Source organism: Methylophilus sp. DMC18, from assembly GCF_056314005.1.
In genome coordinates, this window is sequence record NZ_JBQUZE010000003.1 from 171,925 (window position 1) to 194,876 (window position 22,952).

The following is a 22,952-nucleotide window of genomic DNA, read 5'->3' on the forward strand; positions in this document are numbered from 1 at the left end:
ATGTCCTTTAAGCTTCGTTAATCACGACCACACACTGCCCGGCTTTGACTGGTGAGCCAGGGGAGACCCGTATCTCTGCCACGACACCATCGACAGGTGCTTGGATTTCAATTTCCATTTTCATGGATTCAAGAATGACTAAAGATTCGCCAGCGGTCACCTGTTGCCCAATCTGCACAACGACTTGCCATAAATTGCCGGCAATATGACTTTCTACGCCGACCTGACCCTCGGTTAAGGTGGATTCTTCAGTGTCACTGGTTAAGTGTTCATCTATTTCAAAATTGGCCTGGCCAGTGTCAATCCAGCGCTGACGCTCCGCATCGAATGCCTTTTTTTGATGGGTTCTGAACGCTTGAATCGATGATGCTTCCCGCGCCAAGAAGGACTGATATTGCGAAAGATTGAGGCTGGTCTCTTCAATCTTTAATGGATAGCGACCGAGTGGAAAATCACGCCGGATGACAAGTAATTCTTCGGCCGACACGGGGTAAAAGCGAATCTGGTCAAAGAAATTCAATAACCATGGCTTTCCTTCAAACGCAGCTACCTTTTTATAGCGACTCCACATTTGCAGGGTGCGACCCACAAACTGGTAACCCCCTGGGCCCTCCATACCGTAAACGCACATGTAAGCGCCGCCAATGCCGACGGAGTTCTCGGCCGTCCAGGTTCTGGCCGGGTTGTATTTGGTAGTGACTAATCTGTGCCTTGGATCCAAAGGGGTCGCGACTGGCGCGCCAAGGTAAACATCACCCAGCCCCATGACCAGGTAACTGGCGTCAAAAACGATTTCCTGCACTTTTTGAATATCCGGCAATTCATTAATGCGGCGGATAAACTCCAGGTTGCTCGGGCACCAAGGCGCATCTTTACGCACGGTGGTCATATATTTTTCGATCGCCAATTGGCAAGCGGGATCGTCCCAGGACAATGGCAAATGCACTACCCTGGATGGCACGGTAATGTCTTGCGTTGAACTGAGTTTGCCCCAAATTTCTTGGATCAACGCCAATAATGTTTTTAATGGCAGCTGTTCAGGCTGGTAATGCACTTGCAAGGAGCGTATGCCAGGGGTGAGGTCAATAATGCCTGCAGGATTACTTTGTTCGATGGCTTGCATCAAAGCATGCGCTTTGAATCGTAAGACAAGGTCTAGCTCAGGGGCACCGATCTCAATCAACAAGTGCGTATCGCCAGATAGTCTTGCGACGAGCTTGGACTCCTTTTCCCCAATTTCCAGCACGATAGGGGTCTGCAGTTCTGCCGCCTGCCAGGATGCAGTGATTGGACTCAGGCCTGCAATTTGTTGCTGTTGTTCTTTAAAAGCCTGTCTGGCGGTGGCGATGGTCACCGGGATAAAGCGAACTTTGTCTCCTGCCTTGAGTTGTCCCAGGTGCCACAAGTCCGCTTCAATCATCGTCACCGGGCAGACAAAGCCGCCCAGGCTGGGCCCGTCAGGTCCGAGAATCACCGGCATGTCACCGGTGAAATCAACCGCACCTATCGCATAGGGATTATCGTGAATATTGGAAGGGTGTAAACCCGCTTCACCGCCGCTTTCTCGGACCCACTCAGGTTTAGGTCCAATCAGGCGAACACCGGTTCTGCTGGAGTTGAAATGTACTTCCCAATCTGTGCTTAAAAACTGTTCGATGTAGCGCTGAGTGAAATATTCCGGGGCGCCATGCGGGCCATAAATGACTCGGATCTGTCTGGTCTCAGCAAGGGGGGGGTAGAGGTCTGGCGGTAGCGCGATGCCCGCAGCAGCATCCTCTAATGCTGGCAGGTGGATGACATCCCCGGCCCTTAAAGCGCGCCCGGCATGCCCGCCGAATTGGCCCAGCGTAAACGTACTTTTACTGCCCAAATATTCAGGAATCTCCAGGCCGCCCCTGAAAAGCAAATAGCTGCGGGCGCCTGTTTCGGCAATTTTGCCTAAGGTTAACGTTGACCCTCGCTTGATGTGGAGAGAGACATTGTGTGGCACCTGCTCTCCATCCACTTTTACCGGGATGGTTGCACCCGTGATAGCGACAACGGCATCCGTATTGAAGCGCAAGGTGGGACCACTCATGGTGATTTCCAATCCGGCGGCACGTTCCTCGTTCCCCAGCAAACGGTTCCCCAAACGGAACGCCAGGCTATCCATTGGGCCTGAGGGCGGAACACCGACGGCCCAATATCCCTGGCGGCCAGGATAATCCTGGATAGTGGTTTGCGTGCCCGGAACAAGGACTTCAAATGTGTGAGATTGATACGCCAACCCCTCAAGGCAGCGCGTCCAGGGATGACCTTCTGAAAATGGCCGGTCGGATAATATTTGTCTGAGGTAGTCACGGTTGGTCTCTACGCCGTATAGCACGGTCTCTGCGAGCGCGTCATCCAGACGCTTTCTGGCTTCCTCCCTGGTGGTTGACCAGCTAATCACTTTTGCAATCATGGGGTCAAAATAGGGCGGCACTTCGCATCCCGCCTCAACCCAGGTGTCTACACGCAATGCTTTTCCATCCGCATGTGGAAACGCAACATTGGTCAACAAACCAGGGCTGGGTTGAAAGTCTTTCCCTGGATCTTCTGCATACAGGCGCGCTTGTATTGAATGGCCTTGGGGGTGCAGTGTTTGGCGAATGTCTGACAAAGGCGGTAAGTCGCCAGCCGCCAATTCAATCATCCAACGCACCAGGTCAACGCCCCATACTTGCTCGGTAATACCATGCTCTACCTGTAAGCGGGTATTCACTTCGAGGAAATAAAATTGCTCGGCAAGGCTGTCATACACAAATTCTACGGTGCCCGCACTGCGGTAATTAACCGCTGTTGCTAATTTAATCGCCGCTTCACATAGCGCCTGCGCCATGCCGTCCGGCAAATTGGGCGCCGGGGTTTCTTCTAATACTTTTTGGTTTCTGCGCTGCACTGAGCAATCACGCACCCCCAAGGCAATGACCTCACCGTTGCCATCCCCAAACACCTGAACCTCTAAGTGTCTGGCGCGTTCAATGTATTTTTCAATAAACACGCCAGAGTCACTAAAGTTGTTCTGTCCCAGGCGCCTCACGGCTTCAAACGCTTCGGCAAGGTCGCGTTCGTTCCAGCACACGCGCATACCTATGCCACCACCCCCTGCGGTACTTTTCAGCATGACCGGGTAACCTACCTGCTTGGCTGCAGCGGTCGCCTCGTGCACGCTCTCCAACAACTCAGTGCCCTCCAGCATGGGCACCTGATGGGCTTTTGCAATGGCCCTTGCCGTGTGCTTAAGCCCGAAAACGCGTAATTGTTCCGGGGTTGGGCCAATAAAGGCGATGCCTGCTTGTTCGCAGGCTTCTGCGAACGCTGCATTCTCAGATAAAAATCCATACCCAGGATGAATGGCAGTCGCCCCTGTGGTTTTTGCGACTTCAAGTATTCGCGCTACATTGAGATAAGTATTTGCAGCGGGGCCATCACCTAGGCTAATCGCCTCGTCGGCCTGCTGAATATGTAAACTGGCAATATCCGATTCTGAATAAACCGCCACCCCTTTCACGTTCAGGGCTTTTAGGGTGCGGAGGATGCGGCAAGCAATCGCCCCTCGATTTGCAATCAGTAGTTTATTGAACATACAAATGATCTTCTGAGGGCGGGTCGTCCCGCATATACGAAACCGCGCTGAGGTCGTCCACAGCGGGATCCACTGGCTAGGTGAGTATTTGGATAGCCGTTAAGTGACTGACTAAATCATGTTTATTTAGAGAAGTCTGCTCTTGCTGTCATGCCTTGATACAAGGCATCAAGCACTTTTCGAAAGACGCGTATCATCTTCTTTTTGAATGTTAGTTCCATACAAACACCTCCGCTTGGGTTGGGTTCCATCCATTACATGGGTTGTTCAGTTGTGGGCAATTCGAGATCAACACAATTAAATCCTGGTGCGCTTTTAATTCCACATATTTGCCTGGCGCTGAAATGCCATCTGCAAAGGTCAAGCCGCCCTCCGGAGTGACCGGAACGTTCATGAAGAAGTTAATGTTTGCGCCAATATCCCGCTTGTTCAATCTGCCATCATGCAAACAGGCGCACATGAAATTGTCTCTGCAACTATGCATGTAGCGCTTGTCGAGTGAATAACGTACGGTATTACTTTCCTGAGCGCATGCGCCTCCCAGGGTGTCGTGGCGACCGCAGGTATCTGCCACAATCGTGGCTAATGGATTGCCCAGATTTGAGTACAGCGTTGTACCGGTCGTCAGGTAAACCTTGTTCTGATTACGCATGGTCCGTTGCGCGTCATAACGCTCTCTTGGATTGCTCGCGCTATAAAAAAGGGTATCCACGGCCTGGTTACCTTCAGTGTCTAACAGCCTGAATGTCTGTCCTGCTTTGACTTCAAACAAATAAGGTTCGCCTGCCGGAATGACATGGTGAAAAAAGGCTTTTTCAGCAGCTAATGGGCTTGAGATGATGTTCATATTGATTCTTTCCTCACAGGTAGAAGCGTTCAGTGTTATGGAAAGCACGACCGTTTTCTGGCCGTGACTGTCGACACACTTCACTGATACTTTCGCTCTCTGCGTTGCGCCATGACAGTTGCACGGGGCGGGGGTGATACTCAGGATTGGGATCCAATGGATGTTGAATGGCGGTCAGAATCACCAAGGTGTCCATTGGTGCATACAACTCCACGTAATCACCTGCACAAGAATGGTTGGGCTCAAAGAACAGGGATCCCTCGTCATCCACGGTCACTTTGCTAAAAAAGTTGACGACCATGAGCAAGTCTTGAAGATCAAGGTTCCATTTACCCATCTCAACCAACAGATTATCCGTGCCATTACGATAGAAATTATTTCTGAGTTCCTGATAGCGGCCAACGCCATATTTCGCTAGGACTTCTTGAGCGTTTAACACCCCGCCCAAACTGTCATGCCAACCGCATGTATCCTCTGTGATGGCGGCGAGTACTCTCCCCATGTCCGAGTAAAAGCAATGTCCTTTTGTGAGCTTGGCCGTGTGTTGCGCTTTTAAGGTGTCTGGTAAGTTCAGCCGCTCGCTGTGTTGATGTGCATTCAACATCATGAGGCTGACATTGGCGTGACCTTCGACGTCGGTCATGCGCAAAACCTGGTCTTTTTTCAGGATGAAGGAGGTGTGACCTCCGCCTGGAACAAGCTCTTCGTAGAGGATGCTAGATGTATTTGTATCGTTGTTCATCGGTAAACCTTTTAATTCGTTTGATTAAGCACATGGGTGGGCAAGGTCGCCACCTGCGCTTGTTGCTGGCGTCTGTCCTGATTGAGCTTGATGTCGTAGGTGATACGCGCACCGTAGGCTTTGGGTGCATGTGGATCGACTCTGACCTTATCAAATACCATCAATCGGGTGCCCAAATGAAAGCCCTCAGACAAGTCATGGGTGACCATGAAGACCGTCAATTTTGTCTCTTTGCATAGCTCTAACATGAGTGCATGCATATCTTTGCGAATACCAGGATCCAGCGCGCCAAAGGGTTCATCCAGCAACAGGATACGTGGTTGAGCGATCAAAGCCTGCGCGATGGCGAGGCGTTGCTGCATGCCGCCAGATAGCGCAGACGGGTATTGATGCAAATGGTGATCCAGCCCGACACGGCTGAGAATTTGCGTAGCCTTGCGTCTTGCTTCTTTCTTTTTAGCTCCCCACAGGCGCCCCCAAAAAGGCGATGCTGAAAACTCCATACCTATGACTACATTCTCCAGAACCGTCAGGTGCGGGAACACCGAGTATTTTTGGAATACCACCCCGCGGGATGGGTCTGGCTCTGCCGGGAGTTTTTGCCCATCCAAAAGAATCTCACCTTTGGTGGGGGTCTCCTGGCCCAGCAGCATGCGCAGGAATGTAGATTTTCCGCAGCCGGAAGCGCCTACCAGCGTGCAAAACTCGCCTTCTTCGACCTTAAGATTCAGGCCTTCTAAAACGACATGGTCTCCGTAGCTTCGCCACACATTCTTAAACTCTATAAAGCTCATGCGTCTGCTCCTTCCGCCCAAGGAAAGCAGACTTGATGCAGTTTTTTGAGGGCATAATCTGTCAGCCAAGCCAGCAAGGTGATCCACAAAACATAGGGCAAGATCACATCCATTGCCAGATATCTACGCACTAGAAAGATGCGATATCCCAGGCCTTCTGTGGATGAGATAGCTTCCGCAGAAATCAGAAACAACCAGGCTGAGCCCATCAGTAAGCGCAGGGAAGTCATCAGTCTAGCCAGCAATTGCGGTAGTACCACCCGTATCATTAACGTCCATGAGTTAGCGCCTAATGTCTGTGCTTTAATGATGATTTCCTTGGGCAATTCTCGTGCCCGTTGTTCGAGGTCGCGCGCCAGCATGGGCGTGAGTCCGATCACGATCAGCATGACTTTAGAGAGCTCATCCAGGCCAAACACGATAAACAGGATGGGAAGAATCGCCAGCGGCGGCACCATGGAGATGATCGCGACCAAGGGGGAGAGTGATGCCCGTAACAACGGGATCGACCCTAATAAAATACCGAGCGTTAACCCAAGCGATGCAACAATGGCTAAGCTCATCCCTAGTCGCTTCAAACTGGACAAGGTGTCATCCAGCATCAGAAAGGTCCCTGTGGAGGGATCTTCTGTAAAGGCCATCAGCTTCAGGGCTTCCCACATTTGAGAAACACTAGGCAGGAGCTTGTCCTCTGGATTTTCAACCAGGCGAAGATGTGAGTTCACCAAATACACAACAATGATCAAGATCATTGGTATTGCGGCAAGCATCCATCTCGTCCCCCTGCTGGGGTGTTGATTAATTAATCTCATGATTGACCTGTTTAGAGCTTGCCATCAACCGCCATTTGCAGATACGTGTCAGTGAATCTGAGTTTGATATTTTTGCTATTACCGGTGACGACGCCGTTGGGATATTCAATGCCAATGGCGGTTGCGGATTTTGCTGCAGGCCCCAGCAATCCATTCTCGAAAGAAAAACTAGAGACCTTTTGCATCACCGTTGGCAGTTTCGCGTCCCTGACAAAGGCCAGTGAGGCAGCAGGTTCATAAAACAGGGCGGTGGTGGAAATTTGCTGCATGTATGAATCCAGGGTTGTGCCAGAGTGCTTTGCCATGTATTGCAACGCCTCTTTATCTTTTGCTTTCATGAGTGCCATCACTTCAAACCATGCGCCCGTTAAAGCTTTCCCTAGCGATGGGTTTTTTCGTAAAGTGTCTGTATTGACGACCATCAAGTCGATGATTTCGCCAGGAATCTGGCTGGAGGTGAATGCTTTTGAGGTATTTGGCAGCGCGGCTAACTCAGAGAGTTGAGGGTTCCAAGTTGCCATTGCTTTCACAGAGGGTGTGCTAAAGGCGGCGACAACATCTGCATCTGAGACATTGACTAACTTCAAGTCCTTTTGGGTGAGTCCGGCCTGTTCCAGAGCCCTTGCCAGTAAGTAATGCGATACAGAATATTGAACCAAGTGTACGCTTTGCCCCTTGAGGTCCTTGATCTGTTTATTCGCACCCTTAATGACAATACCGTCGTTACCATTTGAATAGTCGCCGACAATTAATGCGGTGGAGTCAACGCCACCCGCCGCTGGCACAACCAATGCATCCAGATTGGCCATACTGCAACCATCAAATTGCCCTGCGGTATATTGATTAATGGACTCAGCATAATCGTTCAACTGAGTAACTTTAATCGTGATACCGTATTTCTTTGCCCATTTGGCGACGATGCCTTTTGCTTGCGCATAATCCCATGGCATCCATCCAGCATAAATGGTCCAGCAAATATTGAATTGTTTTTTTGAGTCAGCAGCGAATGCTGTGGTATTGAACAAAGAAAAGCAAAGCAGCGTCAGTGCGATTGTAAAGCGTCGAACTAGCATAGGAGAACTCCAAGTAAATTATTCGGCAAGGGAGCAGCTAACATTCAAAATGTTGCTATCTCCCGGGCTTTTATCCCGCCGTGTAACCTCTTGGAGGTCGTCAGCTCTCGGACCAGCACTCACTCACGTAAGCCGGAACCCTAGCCAACCATTAGGTAATGCAGCGTTCATACCTGCTGCCCCACATGACTAAACTAGCAACTAATATGCCAGTCAGTAAATCCTTGTTTTAAATGGATTTCCTATAAAAGTGATCAATATTTATGCACTTTGATAGTGCGTTAAGTCCAAGTTTGGGCGTGATTAAAATCGTGCAATACGATAAAAATGCAATCATTCACTGGTAAATGACAGAGAAAATACTTTCAGAGAGAGTCAGCCTCACCTCACAAAGGCATGCTTACCAAGCGTCTCTATTCAAACTGATCAACCAGGAAAAAATAAAGCCCCAGAAGGTCCGGGGCTTTAGCGCAGGTGTTTGGTATCACCAAACAACGCTTTTAATATACAGGTTAATGTTTGCGACTTTTAGTTTATTGTCGCCAACGACTCTGCGAATTAAGCAAAGTTTTTTGCTGCAAATTCCCAGTTCACCAGGTGATTGAGGAATGTTTCAACGAATTTAGGACGGGCATTGCGGTGGTCGATGTAGTAGGCGTGTTCCCAAACGTCGATGGTCAACAATGCAGTGTCGCCTGTGGTCAATGGGGTGCCCGCGGCGCCCATGTTGACGATGTCTACAGAACCGTCGGCTTTTTTCACCAACCAGGTCCAGCCTGAACCAAAGTTGCCGACTGCTGAAGCTTGGAAAGCTTTTTTGAACTCTTCATAAGAGCCCCATTTGGCATTGATGGCTGCAGCCAATGCACCTGTTGGCTCACCACCACCGTTTGGAGACAGGCAGTTCCAGAAGAAGGTATGGTTCCAGATTTGTGCAGAGTTGTTGTAGATGCCAGCAGAAGATTTTTTCACAATCTCTTCCAGGCTGGCATTTTCAAACTCGGTGCCTTTGATCAGGTTGTTGAGGTTGGTGACGTAGGCTTGGTGGTGTTTGCCATAGTGATAGTCAAAAGTTTCTTCAGACATGTGTGGGGCTAATGCATTTTTTGCAAAAGGCAATGCTGGTAAGACGTGTTCCATGGAATTTCCTTTTTTAGGTTTGATTGAAATAACTGCCTGTCATGACTAAACGCAGGCGATGTGACTTTAGAGTCACGAGACTGGTAGAAAGTTTACCAATTTAGTAGGGTTATTTTGCCACAATTTATGCACTTGCAAAACCATGTGAGGACTAGGGTAAAGGCTAGGCCATTGATTCAGCCATTTATTTTTTTTTGGCACGCGGGTGTGCAGCGTCATACACTTTGCTCAAATGCTGAAAATCCAGATGTGTATACACCTGGGTGGTGCTGATATTGGCGTGCCCAAGCATTTCTTGTACGGCACGTAAGTCACCGCTACTTTGGAGTACGTGACTGGCAAAGCTGTGACGCAGCATATGAGGATGCACCTGGTTATGCAGGCCCTGCTTGATGGCCCAGTCACTGATGCGCTTTTGGATGCTGCGACCATTGAGGCGGCGACCTTGCTGGCTAATGAAGACCGCGGGTTGCTGTGGCTGTTTGAGCAGCCACAGTGGTCGCTGGGCCAACCAGGCCTTCAGTGCAGCAACGGCTTTGCTACCCAGCGGGACCATCCGTGTTTTATTGCCTTTGCCGGTGACGGTGACCATGCCTTCATTTAAATCCAGCCGGTCCAGGTTGAGGCCGACCAGTTCGCTCAGTCGCAAGCCTGAGGAGTAGAACAGTTCCAGCATGGCGCGGTCGCGCACAATGATGGCGGTATCGCCCTCCAGTTCGACCAGTTTGATGGTTTGCTCGATGGATAACGCGTGTGGCAGCGTTTTGGCGGCTTTGGGTGCGCGCAAGCCGATGACAGGATTGGAGGGGAATTGGTGATGCAGGACCAGATAACGGAAGAAGCCGCGCCAGCTGGAGAGCATGCGCGCGATGCTGCGGCCACTCAGGCCTTGGCTATGCAGGGTGGCGATGCTTCGACGGATGTGTTGCGGGGTGATCGATTGCAGCGTGTGCCCGTGTTGCGCGAGCAGTTGTTCTAGGTCACGCTGGTAGTTGTTGCGGGTGTGTTCACTGAGACCACGCTCGAAATGCAGAAAATCGAGGTAGTCATCTAGCAATTCATGCATGCGAGTATCCGCAGTACTTTAAATATGAGTCAGCGGTAGCCAGTGCCCGCCGCAGTTGGAGTGACCATGCTTGTTCATGCGGACTCTGGGTCACAGCCAACGCGGCAATCTGGCTGCGTTGCCATGGTTGATTTACGCTGACAATTGCCGCAAGAAGATCCCTCTTGGCGGAAACCTCAGCGGGGGCTTTCATACGATATAGCGTGCCAGCGAGGCGCTGACCAGTTCACCAATGCGGTTAAGGAACAGGGTGCCCATGCCCGCATAAAAGCGGCTGCGTTGTTCGCTGGGGATGGCCATCAAACCAAACGTCACTTCCTGGTAGCGCATCGGAATCACGGCCAGCGAAGCCGGAGTTTCACTAAACCAGCCAGCAATATCCATGGTCGGCAGCGTGCCACAGTAAGGTTGGCTCAAGTCTTTGGCCCAGTTTTTGAGCGAGTCTTCTGCCGCAATAAACAGGCTGTCTGGCGCATGGGCGTCATTGGCCCATAGTTTGAGTTGCGTATTTGGCAACTGAAACTGGCTGGACAAAAACTCGACCAGATGCGCATGCAAGGCCGGCACGTCTTTGGCATACAGTAAGCCTAAAGTCAGCTCGTGCACCTTGTTGGCCGTGGTTTCGTTTTCTTCAGCAGTCAGGATCAGCTCGGTAAATCTAGACTCCAGCACGCGGATTTTGTCGCGCTGGGCGATTTGCTGACGTTCTGCCAGTGAAATGGTGCCTTTGCCATGTGGGCTGGGCAGGAACAGCTCTGCCAGTAAGTGGGCATGACGCTCAAAGAAGTCAGGGTGTGCTTTGAGGTAATGCTTGATGTCGTTTTCGTTGATGCTTTCTTCCATGATACTGCTGTTCTTTATCTTAAGTTCTTTGTTTTAAATTTCAATTTCGCCGTCAAATACAATCTCTGCCGGCCCGGTCATCAAGACGGGCGACTCTCCGCCTGCCCATTGGATGGTGAGGATGCCGCCACGGGTATGAACTTTGATCGGGCTTTGTAGTGTACCCAGTTGGATGCCACTGACGGCTGCCGCGCAGGCGCCAGTGCCGCAAGCCAGCGTTTCACCACTGCCGCGTTCATAGACACGCAAATTGATCTCATGCTCGTTCAGGACCTGCATAAAACCCGCATTCACGCGTTGCGGAAATTGAGGATGCGATTCTATTTGCGGACCAAGGCTGGCGACTTCGGCCGTATGCACATTGTCTACCAGCATGACTGCATGCGGGTTGCCCATGGATACTGCGCTGACTGTGATGGTTTCGCTCGCCAATGGCAATTCATAAGTGGTTGCTTGTTGCTCAGCCTCAAATGGGATCTGCGCGGGTGTAAAACGAGGCGCGCCCATATTCACTGTGACTTGTCCGTCTTCTTGTAATTTGAGCGTAATCACGCCACTGGCGGTTTCGACCTTGATTTCGTGTTTGTCAGTGAGCCCTTTATCCACGACAAATCGCACAAAACACCTGGCCCCATTGCCGCATTGCTCAACTTCGCCACCATCTGCATTAAAAATGCGGTAACGAAAGTCCACGTCAGGCGTGGTCGTCGACTCGACCATCAATAACTGGTCGCAACCCACGCCAAAATAGCGGTTGGCGATGTGCTGGATTTGGGCATGGGAGAGGTTGACGGGTGCGCGAGTCGCATCAATGACGACAAAGTCATTGCCGGCGCCCTGCATTTTGGTGAATCTTAATTTCATAGCTCAAGATAATACCTTATCACGCCGTTGAAGGCATCCATGGTCCGCATATTTATTCCTTGTTGCCGTTAAACTCGGGTAGAATCTTCGTTCCCAATTTTGCGGTCGGCTTTAGCCTTTAGTCGATCGCTTTTATCAACTCTTTATACTTTTCAAGGCGTCAAACATGAGTGAATATCTTTTTACTTCGGAATCCGTTTCCGAAGGTCATCCTGACAAACTGGCCGATCAAGTTTCTGACAGCATTCTCGATGCCATTCTCGCCCAAGATCCGACAGCACGTGTGGCGGCGGAAACTCTGGCAAATACCGGCCTGATTGTGTTGGCCGGTGAGATTACGACGACAGCCAATGTTGATTACATCAAAGTCGCGCGCGATACGGTGAAACGCATCGGCTACGACAATACGGATTACGGCATTGACTACAAAGGTTGCGCGGTACTGGTGGCTTATGACAAACAGTCCCCGGACATTGCGCAAGGCGTCGATAACGCCAATGATGATCCTCTGGATCAGGGCGCGGGTGATCAGGGTCTGATGTTTGGCTATGCCGTGAACGAAACGCCACAACTGATGCCTTTGCCCATCTGGTTGAGCCACCGTGTCATGGAGCGTCAATCGCAACTGCGTAAAGATGGCCGCTTGCCTTGGCTGCGTCCGGATGCCAAATCACAAGTCACTATCCAGTATGTCGATGGCAAACCGCATAAAATTGACACCGTGCTGGTGTCTACCCAGCATGCCCCCGAGATGAATTTAGAAGCTATTCGTGAAGCTGTCATTGAAGAAATTATCAAACCGACCTTGCCCGCAGAATTGATCAAAGGCGAGATCAAGTATCTGGTCAATCCGACCGGTCGTTTTGTCATAGGCGGCCCGCAAGGTGATTGCGGCCTCACTGGCCGAAAAATTATTGTGGATACCTATGGCGGTGCTGCACCCCATGGTGGTGGCGCATTCTCTGGCAAAGACCCTTCCAAAGTCGACCGCTCAGCCGCTTATGCAGGTCGTTATGTCGCCAAAAACATTGTGGCTGCAGGCTTGGCAGATAAGTGTCTGGTACAGGTGAGCTATGCGATTGGCGTGGCGCAACCGACCTCTATCATGGTCGAGACCTATGGTACCGGCAAGGTGTCTGATGAACGTCTGACACAATTGGTACGCGAGCATTTTGACTTGCGTCCCAAAGGCATTGTCAAAATGTTGGACCTGTTGCGACCTATTTACAGCAAAACAGCAGCATATGGTCACTTTGGCCGCGATGAACCCGAGTTCAGCTGGGAAAATACCGACAAGGCGGCAGCACTGCGCGCGGCGGCAGGATTGTAAACAACATTCACGTAAAAGTAATTTTGAAGAGGGCATTTGCCCTCTTTTTTTATGGCTATTTGACCTGAATCAATTGTAAAATTGTTAGCAGTTGTATGGGGGTTGTAAACGGGATGCTTAAAACAATTAAAGTGAAGGACGTGCGCCTAGGCATGTACATTCATGAGCTCAAGGGGCCGTGGATGGATCATCCATTTTGGCGCAGCAAGTTTGTGCTCAAAGACCCTGAAGACTTGCAAAAACTCCTTGCCAGCCGCATCCAAGAGGTAGTGATTGATATCAGCCAGGGCCTCGATGTTGCTAAGGCCAAAAAAACCTTGTCCGAACCCCCTCCGCAGCCAGCCTTGTCCGATAAGGAACTGGTCATGCTTGAGCTGGATGGTCCTGCACCGTCCCCACCGCCCGCCTCACCTGATCCGAATAGACACACCCCGACCACGATTGAGGCTGAGCGAGAGCAAGCGGTTAAGATCATTGCTTCTTCGCGCAAAGCCATTAGCTCAATGTTTCAGGACTTGCGCCTGGGAAAAGCGATAGAGGCAGAAGCAGTGATGCCCATCGTGGAGGAGATTTCTGACTCTGTTACACGTAATTCGCATGCGCTGATTAGTCTGGTACGGCTAAAAACGGTAGATGATTACACGTATATGCACTCGGTGGCGGTATGCGCACTGATGGCGGCCCTGGCAAAAGAGCTCAAACTTTCTGATGCAGAGATCCGTAAAGCCGGATTGGCCGGATTAATGCATGATATGGGCAAAGCTGCGATTCCGCTGGATATTTTGAATAAACCTGGCGCACTCTCTGATCAGGAGTTTGATATCGTCCGCCAGCATCCGCAGTTGGGCTACGATATGTTGCTTAAAGCGAATGTTGCCGATGAAGTCACGCTCGATGTTTGTTTGCATCATCATGAGAAAGTGGACGGAAGCGGCTATCCCAAGCGACTGTCTGGAGACCGCATTAGTATTTTTGCCAAGATGGGCGCTATTTGTGACGTGTATGACGCCGTTACGTCGACCCGTTCATATAAACCGGCTTGGGAGCCAGGTATGGCACTCAAACGTATGGCCAGTTGGGCCGGGCATTTTGATCCGGTCATCTTTAAGGCTTTCGTCAAGAGCTTGGGTATTTATCCTGTGGGGACTGTGGTAATTTTGAAGTCTGGCCGTTTGGCTGTCGTGGTCAGGCAATCGCCTGACAGTTTACTCAAGCCGGTCGTGAAGGTGTTTTTCTCCACAAAATCCAAAACGCGTATTCCCGTGGTTGAATTAGATTTATCCAAGGGAATGGATGAGATTGTAGGCAATGAGTCCGCTGCAGCCTGGGGTGTAGACAACATTGATCATTTATGGACGAATCATTAGTCCTCGCCATCGCAGCAACAATAAATAAAGGGAGCTTAGCTCCCTTTATTTATTCTGCTTCGGTTTTTTTTGTGCGTTTGCTGGTGGTTGTCTTGGTTGTTGTCTTTTTGGCAGGCGCTTTTTTAGCTGTCGTTTTTTTACCAGTTTTAGTGCCGCCGTCTTTCGCTGCCTTTTCGGCCAATAACTCTAGCGCTTGCTCAACGGTTAACTCTTCCGGCGTCACACTCTTTGGCAGTGTGGCGCGGATCCCGCTATGTTGTACATAAGGACCATAACGTCCTGAGAATACCTCAATACGCCCCTCGCCTGAAGGGTGCGCCCCCAAATCAGCCAGCGGTGCCGGGCCCCCGGCAGCCGCCAACAGTGCGACTGCGCCTTCCAGCGTAATGCTGAACACGCTTTCAGTTTTTGGGATGGACTTGAACTTGCCGTCGTGATTGACGTAGGGGCCAAAGCGGCCAATATTGGCGACGATTTTTTTACCGGTTTCCGGGTGTGCGCCCAGGTCCCGAGGCAGGCTGAGCAGCATGTGCGCCGTATCAATATTGATCTGGCTGAGGGGGATCTCTTTGGGGATGCTGACGCGTTTTGGTTTTTTCTTTTCGCCTTCCACGGGCTGACCTACCTGCAAATAGGGGCCATAAGGGCCGTTCATCAGGTAAATGTCTTTTTGGGTTTCCGTGTCCTGACCGATGACGACCGGTTCGGCGGCGGCATTGGTTTCACCATCCAGGCTGCGTTTGTAATCACATTTGGGGGTGGCGTTGTAGCCGGTACAACCGATAAAGCTACCATAGCGGCTCAGTTGTTTCTGCAACTGGCGGCCACATTTGGGACATTGTTCATCGATGAGCTCATTGCCCGGACGTTCGACATCGGCCTTGACCTGAATCTGCTGGTTAAACCCTTGCCAGAATTTGTCCATGACGGGCACCCAGTCTAAATTCCCCTCCGCAATTTCATCGAGCTCGTTTTCGAGTTTGGCGGTAAAGTCATAATCCACATACTGGGTAAAGTGCTCGGTCAAAAACTTGTTGACGACACGACCTACGTCCGTAGGGGTAAAGCGTTTCTTATCCAGTAGCACATACTCGCGGTCTTGCAAGGTGGAGATAATGCTCGCATACGTCGAGGGGCGGCCAATACCGTATTCTTCCAGTGCTTTGACCAGGCTGGCCTCAGAGTAACGCGGCGGCGGCTCGGTAAAATGTTGCTCGCCATAAATACGCTCAACGTTCAGCACTTCGCCTGTTTCCAGGTGCGGTAGTTTGGCCTCGGCATCTTCGTCGTCTTTGTCGTCGTCCTTGCCTTCCATATAGACGGCAATAAAGCCAGGGAAGACCAGCGTTTGCCCACTGGCACGGAACAGATTAGCCTCGGAGCCGACGGCCAGATCAACACTGACCGCGTCATATTTGGCCTGTGTCATCTGACAAGCCAGCGTGCGCTTCCAGATCATTTCATACAGTTTGAACTGCTCGTCATTCAGATATTGACGCACACTGGCTGGCGTCCGTGTAATATCGGTTGGGCGGATCGCCTCGTGTGCCTCTTGGGCATTCTTGGCTTTGGTTTTGTACATGATGGGCGCTTTAGGCAGGTAGTCTGCGTCAAAATGCTTTTTCACGTAGTCGCGGATTTGCATGACTGCTTCAGTGGCCAGGCTGAATGAGTCGGTACGCATGTAGGTAATCAAACCGACGGTGCCGCTACCCACGTCTACCCCTTCATACAGTTGTTGTGCAACACGCATGGCGCGGCTGGTGGTAAAGCCCAGCTTGCGCACGGCCTCTTGTTGCAAGGTTGACGTGGTGAAGGGGGCGGCCGGACTCCGGCTGCGTTGTTTTTTCTCAACGCGGGTGACCGTTGTTTTGCCGGCAGACGCCAGCAGCAGTTTGCCGACGATATCGGCTTGCTGGTCATGATTGATGACGGTGAACTGTTCGACTTTTACCCCATTGAGCTGCACCAGCTTGGCTTCAAAACCATGCGCATGCTTGAGCGCACCCATATGGATGCTCCAGTATTCCTGACTGCTAAAGGCTTCGATTTCGAGCTCGCGTTCAACAATCAGGCGCAAGGCCGGGCTCTGCACGCGGCCAGCCGAGAGGCCGCGGCGGATCTTTTTCCATAGTAGTGGCGATAAATTAAAGCCAACCAGATAGTCCAGCGCGCGGCGCGCCTGCTGCGCATTGACCAGGTCCATCGAAATGTCGCGCGGATGATCAATCGCATACTTGACGGCGGTTTGCGTGATTTCGTTAAACTCAACGCGTTTGAGCAATTTGTTCTTGATCAGCTTTTTCTCGGCCAGAATCTCGGCAATATGCCAGGAGATGGCCTCGCCTTCGCGATCCGGGTCGGTTGCCAGATAAATGCTGTCTGCATTTTTGACTGCTTTGGCAATCGCATCTACATGCTTGCTGTTGCGGTCGATAATGCCGTACTTCATGGCAAACTGCTGGCTTGGATCGACGGCGCCATTTTTCGGAATCAGGTCTCGTACATGCCCGTAAGAGGCCAAGACTTCAAAGTCGCCGCCCAAATACTTTTTTAGGGTTTTGGCTTTGGAAGGGGATTCTACAATCAGTAGTTTGGACATTGCGTAGTCTGTTTAAGCGTTGGCTAGATAATAGCAAGCGTTGCAACGGCTAGACAACCTTCCATACAAGAAAGTGCCGTTTTATACACCTGCCATCCTCAAATAGTTGTTTTATTCTTCAGTGGACACCGCAACTGGAAACGGTTTGCGTGCAAAGGCAATATGTTTTTCGTCTTGTGTGGCAATGGTCAGCGCCATGTCGTTGCTCGAAAATTTCTCGTGGTCAAACATGGGATCTTCATCCTCCTCTTTGGCCTGGCTCAAATGCTTGAAGTCATACAAGTCAAAATCTGCCAAGTGTGAGGGCTCCACATTACCAATGGCACGGAAAATATTATTGATGCGCCCTGGTTGTTCACGCTCCCAGTTGTTAAGCATGTCTTTCACTTTTTGCCGCTGCAAGTTTTCCTGGCTGCCGCACAAATCACACGGAATAATCGGAAACTGCATGCCGCGTGCATAAGCGGCAATGTCTTTTTCGGCACAATATGCCAGCGGGCGGATCACCATGAATTCGCCACGGTTGGTCGCCAGCTTGGGCGGCATCGCCTTCATCTTGGCCCCGTAAAACATGTTTAAGAACAAGGTTTGCACAATGTCATCGCGATGGTGTCCCAGCGCAATCTTGTTAGCACCCAGTTGCTGCGCCGTGGTGTAAATAATGCCACGACGCAGGCGTGAACACAGGCTGCAAGTGGTTTTACCCTCAGGGATTTTTTCCTTGACGATGGAATAGGTGTCCGCCTCGACGATGCGATATTCCACCCCCAGTTTTTCAAAGTAGGCCGGCAGAATGTCGGCTGGAAAGCCCGGCTGTTTCTGGTCCAGATTCATCGCAATCAGTTTGAAGTTGATCGGCGCGCGTTCTTGCAGCGCCAGCAGAATCATGAGCATGGCATGGCTGTCTTTGCCGCCGCTCATGCACACCAGCACGGTATCGCCTTCCTCAATCATGTTGTAGTCACCAATGGCTTTACCGGTGGCACTAATCAACTGGTTGCGCAGCTTTAAAAAATTCTGGCTGACATCGTCAGGGTAATGTTTGATCTTCATAGGCGCGCATTATAGCGGAAAGCCGGGCGTAAAAATGGTAAGTGTTTGATTATTTGAGGTGATTTTGTTTATTCCAGCGTAACATCTGCATCGCATCGCGTATCTGCAGCAATCCAGCGTCTGAATAATCGGCTGGCCGCACGGTTGAGCCTGGTCGGCAGCCAGCTTAAAAACTGCGCCGGCGCACTGACCATGCCGCAAAAATAACGTTTTTCAACATCACTCCAGATCAGGGCGCGGCATGGGGTTTGATGCGGCCAGAGCAGGGTCAGACTCACCGGGCAGGGCTCGGCCGCACAACAGACACCACAGCCATTACAGGCTGCCCCCAATTCGGGTTTGGGGGGCGCAGCAGCATGGATGGTGATGGTTTGCTCTTTAATCCGCATCGCTAAGTTAAATACTTAAATGGCGGCCGCCATCCACGGCCAGCACATGGCCGGTGATAAACGGCGCGTCATACACCAGAAACTTGACCGCCTTGGCAATGTCATCCGGTTCGCCTGTGCGCTTAAGCAGGGTCTGGTTGACGACCTGTTGCCGGTAGGTTTCATCAAACTCCTGATTGTCTTCTGGCCACAACACTGGCCCTGGTGCAACCGCATTGACGCGTACATTGGGCGCCAACTCCTGCGCCAGCGATTTGGTCAGGTTGACCAGACCGGCTTTTGCGGCACTGTAAATGATGTAATGCTTTTTCGGGCGCTCTATGTGCATGTCAGTGATGTTGACGATGCATCCCCGGCTGGCGAACAGGGCATCGGCGGCGGCCTGGCTTAAAAATAAGGGCGCTTTAATGTTGCTGCCGGTGAGTTCGTCCCATTGTGCTTCGCTAATGCCACCGAGGGGTGTCGCATAATAGCTGGAAGCGTTGTTGATCAGTGCATCGAGTCGGCCGAATTGTTGCAAGGTGGCTTGGATCAGTTTGGGTAAATCTGCCGTTTGCAGTAGGTTGGCCTGCATGATCGCTACACTGTCGGCACGCGTCTGGTTGAGCTCTGCTTGCAGTGTTTCGGCTTCTCGCTGACTGGTGTGGTAGTGCAACATCACATTGGCCCCTTGCTGGTGCAAGGCGCGGGTGATGGCGGCGCCTACCCGTTTGGCACCGCCAGTAATCAATACCACTTTATTGTTAGGGCTGAATTTCACGTTGTACTCTTTTCTAAACGGCTCACATTATAATGATTGAATGACTGTTCAACCCACTTCTTCCCGCTTGCCTGTGCCGGATGCGCTGATGCAGGCGCACAGCGACGCCCTGCACCAACAGATCAAAGCGCATATTGAGCAACAAGGCGGCTGGATTTCCTTTGCGGATTACATGCAGCAAGCCTTGTATACGCCACACCTCGGATATTACAGCGGCGGCGGCAATAAGTTCGGTATAGGCGGCGATTTTGTGACTGCTCCCCAAATTTCGCCTCTCTTTGCGCAGGCCATCGCCAACCAGCTCGCCCCTGTGCTGTTAGAAACCGGGGGGGCTATTTTGGAGCTAGGCGCAGGCACCGGCAGATTGGCGCAAGGCTTGCTGCAAGCGCTGCATACCCAGCACCAGCTACTCCCACACTACTCTATCCTTGAGGTAAGTGCCAACTTACGGATGCGCCAGCAAGAAAGCTTGCAGGCAGGCTTGCCAGCCGAGCTTTATGCACGGGTGCAATGGCTGGATCGTTTGCCTGAACAATTCACGGGCGTGGTGATTGGCAATGAAGTGCTGGATGCGATCCCGGTACAGCTGGTGGAGTGGCATGGCGGCCGCTGGCTAGAGCGCGGGGTTGGCTATGAACATGGGTTTGTATGGCAAACGCGCCCTTTGCAAAATGAGGCAGGCGTCGCACACATCGACGCCGCTCAGTTGCCAGAAGGCTATCTCACCGAAGTTAATCCTGCGGCACAAGGATTGATCGCCAGTCTAGCCGCGATGCTACAGCAAGGATTGATCTTGCTGCCTGATTACGGCTTCAGTGCCCGCGAGTACTATCACCCGCAGCGCAACCAGGGCACGCTGATGTGTCATTATCAGCACTATGCGCATGATGATCCGTTGCGGTATCCCGGCTTGCAAGACATCACCGCCCACGTCGATTTTACCGCCATGGCCGAAACGGCATTGGCACATGGACTCGATTGCGCGGGATACACCAATCAAGCCCAATTTTTGATCAATTGCGGCATTCTGCAATTGCTACAGCAGGTTAATCCCGAAGACAGTGCTCATTATTTGCCGCAGGTGGCTGCGGTGCAAAAGCTGTTGTCACCGGCGGAGATGGGCGAACTATTCAAGGTATTGGCTTTGAGTAAAGGGATCTCGTTGCCATTGCTGGGCTTTTTGCAAGGGGATAAGCGGCATCAGCTTTAAGTTTGGGCTGGTTGATGGCGGCCGTGTATGCTTGAAACAGCCATGTTTGCGCTTGAGTGAATGCAACCTTGATTGACACATTGTTGTACTCGCGAGTGGTTGCAATGAAGCTGAAAGCGCAGACCGTAAAAATCACAAAATCAAAAGCATGCCTCTCAAGTATAATGCGCCCCATGAGTGAATTAGACCAAACCCTCCCCATTGACGAAGCGCCTTATCAACGCCGTATCCGCAGTTTTGTGCTGCGTCAGGGCCGCTTGACCAAGGGCCAGGAGCGCGCATTACAAACGGCCTGGCCGCAATTCGGGATCGAGTATGCAGCGCAGCCGCTCGATCTGAATCACGCATTCGGGCGTAGCGAGAGCAAAAAAATCCTTGAGATCGGTTTTGGCATGGGGGATGCGACGGCAAAGATTGCACAAACCTTGCCTGACTATGACTTTCTGGCAGTCGAGGTGCATACCCCAGGCGTGGGGAGTTTGCTCAAGTTGATGCAGGAGGGGGATATCCAGAATATCCGTATTATTCAGCATGATGCGGTTGAGGTGTTACAGCAGATGTTGGCAGACGGTTCGCTGGATGGCGTACACATTTTCTTTCCCGATCCCTGGCACAAAAAACGTCATCACAAACGTCGATTGATCCAGGCTGAGTTTGTAAAGCTGTTGTGCTCAAAATTGAAAGCGGGCGCTTACATTCATGTGGCGACTGACTGGCAGGAGTATGCCGAGTGGGTACTTGAGGTATTGCGCGCAGAGTCACAGTTGCAGAATACTGCGGCAGATTACGCCGAGAAACCGGCCTACCGTCCGCTCACCAAGTTTGAAAACCGGGGTCTCAAGTTGGGACACGGGGTGTGGGATTTGGTATTCAGGCGCGTTTAAGGCCCACTAAAAAGGCAGACTGTGCGTCTGCCTTTTTTATTCGCTGGCTGGCGCCACCGCTTCCGTTTGGGTGTCGCCGCCAAAAAACCATTCGCCCAGCACTTTTTCTGCTTCATCCACCCCTTGCTTTTTCAGGCTGGAAAAGAGTTGCACGGTGATGGCATTGCCCCAGTTGGCTTGGAGCTCTTTGCGGACTTTACCTAAGGTGATAGTAGATTCGCTGCGCGACAATTTGTCGCTTTTGGTCAGCAGTACGTGCACAGGTTTGCCGCTGGGGCAGAACCAGTCCAGCATTTGCCGGTCTAGTGGTGTGAGTGGGTGACGGCTATCCATGACCAGTACCAGGCCGGCCAGGCTGCTGCGTTCGCTCAGGTAGCGGGACAGCACGTTTTGCCAATGCATGCGCATGGCTTCAGGCACCTTGGCGTAACCGTAGCCAGGCAGGTCAACCAGGTGCTTGTCATCGCCTAGGGTGAAAAAGTTAATCAGCTGTGTGCGGCCTGGTTGCTTGCTCACAAACGCGAGCCGGTTGTGGTTGGCCAAAGTGTTCAGCGCGCTCGATTTTCCGGCGTTAGACCGGCCGGCAAACGCTACTTCAATGCCACTGGCTGGGGGCAAGTCCCGCAGGTGGTGTGCAGAGAGGTGAAAGCTGGCATTTTGGAAAACAGGCATGATGGCGTTGAGCTGACTCAAGATTTGTGGACTATTCAGGCTTGCATGCTATCACGAACAGGCTTTGTTTGATAAAATGCTGCAGAATAAAAACGTTGGGGCATTCAGATATGTTAAAGAGTTTTAAAGCGGGATTGTTTTTATTGCTGGCAACTGGCTTGCAGCCTGTTTTTGCTGAGGAAGCGGCCCCTGCGGCGGCGGCACCAGCGGTCAATGGCCCTGAGAAAATCGTGCAGAACGTCTGTGCGGCTTGTCATGGCGCAGATGGTAACAGTGTGATTACGACCAACCCCAAGTTGGCGGGTCAGCATCCTGAGTACTTGGTCAAGCAGTTGACTAATTTTAAAGAAGGCACGCGTGCCAACGCAGTGATGTCCGGCATGGCCGGTGCCTTAAGCCAGGAAGACATGGAAGGCTTGGCAAAATACTTTTCTTCCCAAAGCATTAAGCTGAACAAGGCGAAAAGTAATGGCAAAGGCTCACTGGGCGAGAAGATCTATCGCGGCGGGATTGCTGCAACGCAAGTGCCTGCCTGTGCAGCTTGTCATGGCGCAACAGGTGCCGGCTTGCCCAAGCAGTTTCCGCGCTTGGCCGGGCAGCATGCAGATTACACCTTGCAGCAACTGCGTACTTTCCGCACGGGTGAGCGCGCCAATGCACCAATGATGATGACCATCGCCGGTAAAATGAGCGATGCCGAGATGCAGGCTGTTGCAGACTATATCCAAGGTTTGCGTTAATTTTTGACTGCTCGAAAAAGGTGGCTTTGGCCACCTTTTTTACTGTAGCCGTATGCAACCTTTGCAGTTTTGTGTCGTCCACAACAGCGGGCCTTGCGTTAAGACCGTGACTGACCAGCAACCAAACTTATCCATCTTTTTGACGAGAACGATTTGA

Annotated in this window: 20 protein-coding genes and 1 riboswitch; of the genes, 5 read left to right on the forward strand and 15 right to left on the reverse strand. The window is 51.5% G+C overall.

Going from position 1 to position 22,952, the window contains the following annotated elements; genetic code table 11:
- Positions 1 to 7: 7 nt before the first annotated feature.
- The 10 genes from uca to dapF all read right to left on the reverse strand — a co-directional run bounded on the left by uca (position 8) and on the right by dapF (position 11,788).
- Positions 8 to 3,607, reverse strand: a complete 3,600-nt coding sequence (gene uca / locus ACT53G_RS07720) for an urea carboxylase (protein WP_476169118.1) — start codon at positions 3,605 to 3,607, stop codon at positions 8 to 10.
- A gap of 211 nt (positions 3,608 to 3,818) precedes the next feature.
- Positions 3,819 to 4,454, reverse strand: a complete 636-nt coding sequence (locus ACT53G_RS07725) for an urea amidolyase associated protein UAAP2 (RefSeq protein WP_476144516.1) — start codon at positions 4,452 to 4,454, stop codon at positions 3,819 to 3,821.
- Positions 4,455 to 4,467: 13 nt separating this feature from the next.
- A complete protein-coding gene (locus ACT53G_RS07730) occupies positions 4,468 to 5,196 on the reverse strand; it encodes an urea amidolyase associated protein UAAP1 (RefSeq protein ID WP_194748793.1) in 729 nt (242 codons plus the stop codon).
- An 11-nt stretch (positions 5,197 to 5,207) separates the two neighbouring features.
- Positions 5,208 to 5,990: an ABC transporter ATP-binding protein gene (locus ACT53G_RS07735; RefSeq protein WP_476169119.1), complete on the reverse strand. Its 783-nt coding sequence runs from the start codon at positions 5,988 to 5,990 to the stop codon at positions 5,208 to 5,210.
- The gene (locus ACT53G_RS07740; RefSeq protein WP_476169120.1) at positions 5,987 to 6,742 is read right to left on the reverse strand and encodes an ABC transporter permease; all 756 of its coding nucleotides are present in this window, start codon (positions 6,740 to 6,742) and stop codon (positions 5,987 to 5,989) included. Before ACT53G_RS07740 ends, ACT53G_RS07735 begins: the two co-directional genes overlap by 4 nt.
- Before the next feature lie 71 nt (positions 6,743 to 6,813).
- On the reverse strand, positions 6,814 to 7,875 hold the full coding sequence (locus ACT53G_RS07745) for a putative urea ABC transporter substrate-binding protein (RefSeq protein ID WP_275357681.1): 1,062 nt from the start codon (positions 7,873 to 7,875) through the stop codon (positions 6,814 to 6,816).
- 57 nt (positions 7,876 to 7,932) lie between these two features.
- Positions 7,933 to 8,030: riboswitch (guanidine-I (ykkC/yxkD leader) on the reverse strand.
- Positions 8,031 to 8,433: 403 nt separating this feature from the next.
- Entirely contained in the window at positions 8,434 to 9,015 is a 582-nt protein-coding gene (locus ACT53G_RS07750; protein ID WP_194748789.1) for a superoxide dismutase, read from the reverse strand.
- A 184-nt stretch (positions 9,016 to 9,199) separates the two neighbouring features.
- Positions 9,200 to 10,081, reverse strand: a complete 882-nt coding sequence (gene xerC / locus ACT53G_RS07755) for a tyrosine recombinase XerC (RefSeq protein ID WP_194748788.1) — start codon at positions 10,079 to 10,081, stop codon at positions 9,200 to 9,202.
- A 189-nt stretch (positions 10,082 to 10,270) separates the two neighbouring features.
- Positions 10,271 to 10,924 carry a DUF484 family protein gene (locus ACT53G_RS07760; RefSeq protein WP_194748787.1) on the reverse strand — a complete coding sequence of 218 codons (654 nt, stop codon included), beginning with the start codon at positions 10,922 to 10,924 and terminating at the stop codon, positions 10,271 to 10,273.
- 33 nt (positions 10,925 to 10,957) lie between these two features.
- On the reverse strand, positions 10,958 to 11,788 hold the full coding sequence (dapF, locus tag ACT53G_RS07765) for a diaminopimelate epimerase (protein ID WP_194748786.1): 831 nt from the start codon (positions 11,786 to 11,788) through the stop codon (positions 10,958 to 10,960).
- 166 nt (positions 11,789 to 11,954) lie between these two features.
- On the opposite strand from dapF, the gene metK reads away from it, so the two are divergent.
- Entirely contained in the window at positions 11,955 to 13,118 is a 1,164-nt protein-coding gene (metK, locus tag ACT53G_RS07770; protein ID WP_476169121.1) for a methionine adenosyltransferase, read from the forward strand.
- A gap of 113 nt (positions 13,119 to 13,231) precedes the next feature.
- Positions 13,232 to 14,485: an HD-GYP domain-containing protein gene (locus ACT53G_RS07775; protein ID WP_476169122.1), complete on the forward strand. Its 1,254-nt coding sequence runs from the start codon at positions 13,232 to 13,234 to the stop codon at positions 14,483 to 14,485.
- A gap of 49 nt (positions 14,486 to 14,534) precedes the next feature.
- Here the strand turns inward: ACT53G_RS07775 and topA are convergent, their stop codons facing one another.
- From topA to ACT53G_RS07795, 4 genes are all read right to left on the reverse strand, one after another.
- A complete protein-coding gene (gene topA / locus ACT53G_RS07780) occupies positions 14,535 to 17,087 on the reverse strand; it encodes a type I DNA topoisomerase (protein WP_476169123.1) in 2,553 nt (850 codons plus the stop codon).
- 111 nt (positions 17,088 to 17,198) lie between these two features.
- Complete coding sequence (gene ttcA, locus ACT53G_RS07785) at positions 17,199 to 18,140, reverse strand: tRNA 2-thiocytidine(32) synthetase TtcA (RefSeq protein WP_275357675.1); 942 nt, start codon at positions 18,138 to 18,140, stop codon at positions 17,199 to 17,201.
- A gap of 68 nt (positions 18,141 to 18,208) precedes the next feature.
- Entirely contained in the window at positions 18,209 to 18,529 is a 321-nt protein-coding gene (locus tag ACT53G_RS07790; RefSeq protein ID WP_476169124.1) for a hypothetical protein, read from the reverse strand.
- 7 nt (positions 18,530 to 18,536) lie between these two features.
- Positions 18,537 to 19,289 carry a pteridine reductase gene (locus tag ACT53G_RS07795; RefSeq protein WP_476169125.1) on the reverse strand — a complete coding sequence of 251 codons (753 nt, stop codon included), beginning with the start codon at positions 19,287 to 19,289 and terminating at the stop codon, positions 18,537 to 18,539.
- A gap of 40 nt (positions 19,290 to 19,329) precedes the next feature.
- Here ACT53G_RS07795 and ACT53G_RS07800 point away from each other — a divergent pair, with 40 nt between their 5' ends.
- Together ACT53G_RS07800 and trmB are read left to right on the forward strand one after the other, a co-directional pair.
- Positions 19,330 to 20,499 carry a class I SAM-dependent methyltransferase gene (locus ACT53G_RS07800; protein WP_476169126.1) on the forward strand — a complete coding sequence of 390 codons (1,170 nt, stop codon included), beginning with the start codon at positions 19,330 to 19,332 and terminating at the stop codon, positions 20,497 to 20,499.
- Between the two features lie 173 nt (positions 20,500 to 20,672).
- Positions 20,673 to 21,383, forward strand: a complete 711-nt coding sequence (trmB, locus tag ACT53G_RS07805) for a tRNA (guanosine(46)-N7)-methyltransferase TrmB (protein ID WP_476169127.1) — start codon at positions 20,673 to 20,675, stop codon at positions 21,381 to 21,383.
- A 36-nt stretch (positions 21,384 to 21,419) separates the two neighbouring features.
- Here the strand turns inward: trmB and yihA are convergent, their stop codons facing one another.
- Positions 21,420 to 22,055 carry a ribosome biogenesis GTP-binding protein YihA/YsxC gene (yihA, locus tag ACT53G_RS07810; protein WP_313985370.1) on the reverse strand — a complete coding sequence of 212 codons (636 nt, stop codon included), beginning with the start codon at positions 22,053 to 22,055 and terminating at the stop codon, positions 21,420 to 21,422.
- 110 nt (positions 22,056 to 22,165) lie between these two features.
- Here yihA and ACT53G_RS07815 point away from each other — a divergent pair, with 110 nt between their 5' ends.
- Positions 22,166 to 22,795 carry a c-type cytochrome gene (locus ACT53G_RS07815; protein WP_379074558.1) on the forward strand — a complete coding sequence of 210 codons (630 nt, stop codon included), beginning with the start codon at positions 22,166 to 22,168 and terminating at the stop codon, positions 22,793 to 22,795.
- Positions 22,796 to 22,952: the final 157 nt, after the last annotated feature.

Bases quoted from the DNA above. Each gene is read 5' to 3' on its own strand.
- yihA (WP_313985370.1), bottom strand. From the start codon at position 22,055: ATGCCTGTTTTCCAAAATGCCAGCTTTCACCTCTCTGCACACCACCTG.
- ACT53G_RS07730 (WP_194748793.1), bottom strand. From the start codon at position 5,196: ATGAACAACGATACAAATACATCTAGCATCCTCTACGAAGAGCTTGTT.
- ttcA (WP_275357675.1), bottom strand. From the start codon at position 18,140: ATGAAGATCAAACATTACCCTGACGATGTCAGCCAGAATTTTTTAAAG.
- ACT53G_RS07760 (WP_194748787.1), bottom strand. From the start codon at position 10,924: ATGGAAGAAAGCATCAACGAAAACGACATCAAGCATTACCTCAAAGCA.
- ACT53G_RS07750 (WP_194748789.1), bottom strand. From the start codon at position 9,015: ATGGAACACGTCTTACCAGCATTGCCTTTTGCAAAAAATGCATTAGCC.
- ACT53G_RS07745 (WP_275357681.1), bottom strand. From the start codon at position 7,875: ATGCTAGTTCGACGCTTTACAATCGCACTGACGCTGCTTTGCTTTTCT.
- ACT53G_RS07725 (WP_476144516.1), bottom strand. From the start codon at position 4,454: ATGAACATCATCTCAAGCCCATTAGCTGCTGAAAAAGCCTTTTTTCAC.
- xerC (WP_194748788.1), bottom strand. From the start codon at position 10,081: ATGCATGAATTGCTAGATGACTACCTCGATTTTCTGCATTTCGAGCGT.
- ACT53G_RS07815 (WP_379074558.1), top strand. From the start codon at position 22,166: ATGTTAAAGAGTTTTAAAGCGGGATTGTTTTTATTGCTGGCAACTGGC.
- ACT53G_RS07800 (WP_476169126.1), top strand. From the start codon at position 19,330: ATGACTGTTCAACCCACTTCTTCCCGCTTGCCTGTGCCGGATGCGCTG.
- ACT53G_RS07775 (WP_476169122.1), top strand. From the start codon at position 13,232: ATGCTTAAAACAATTAAAGTGAAGGACGTGCGCCTAGGCATGTACATT.
- uca (WP_476169118.1), bottom strand. From the start codon at position 3,607: ATGTTCAATAAACTACTGATTGCAAATCGAGGGGCGATTGCTTGCCGC.
- ACT53G_RS07740 (WP_476169120.1), bottom strand. From the start codon at position 6,742: ATGATCTTGATCATTGTTGTGTATTTGGTGAACTCACATCTTCGCCTG.
- dapF (WP_194748786.1), bottom strand. From the start codon at position 11,788: ATGAAATTAAGATTCACCAAAATGCAGGGCGCCGGCAATGACTTTGTC.
- topA (WP_476169123.1), bottom strand. From the start codon at position 17,087: ATGTCCAAACTACTGATTGTAGAATCCCCTTCCAAAGCCAAAACCCTA.
- metK (WP_476169121.1), top strand. From the start codon at position 11,955: ATGAGTGAATATCTTTTTACTTCGGAATCCGTTTCCGAAGGTCATCCT.
- trmB (WP_476169127.1), top strand. From the start codon at position 20,673: ATGAGTGAATTAGACCAAACCCTCCCCATTGACGAAGCGCCTTATCAA.
- ACT53G_RS07735 (WP_476169119.1), bottom strand. From the start codon at position 5,990: ATGAGCTTTATAGAGTTTAAGAATGTGTGGCGAAGCTACGGAGACCAT.
- ACT53G_RS07790 (WP_476169124.1), bottom strand. From the start codon at position 18,529: ATGCGGATTAAAGAGCAAACCATCACCATCCATGCTGCTGCGCCCCCC.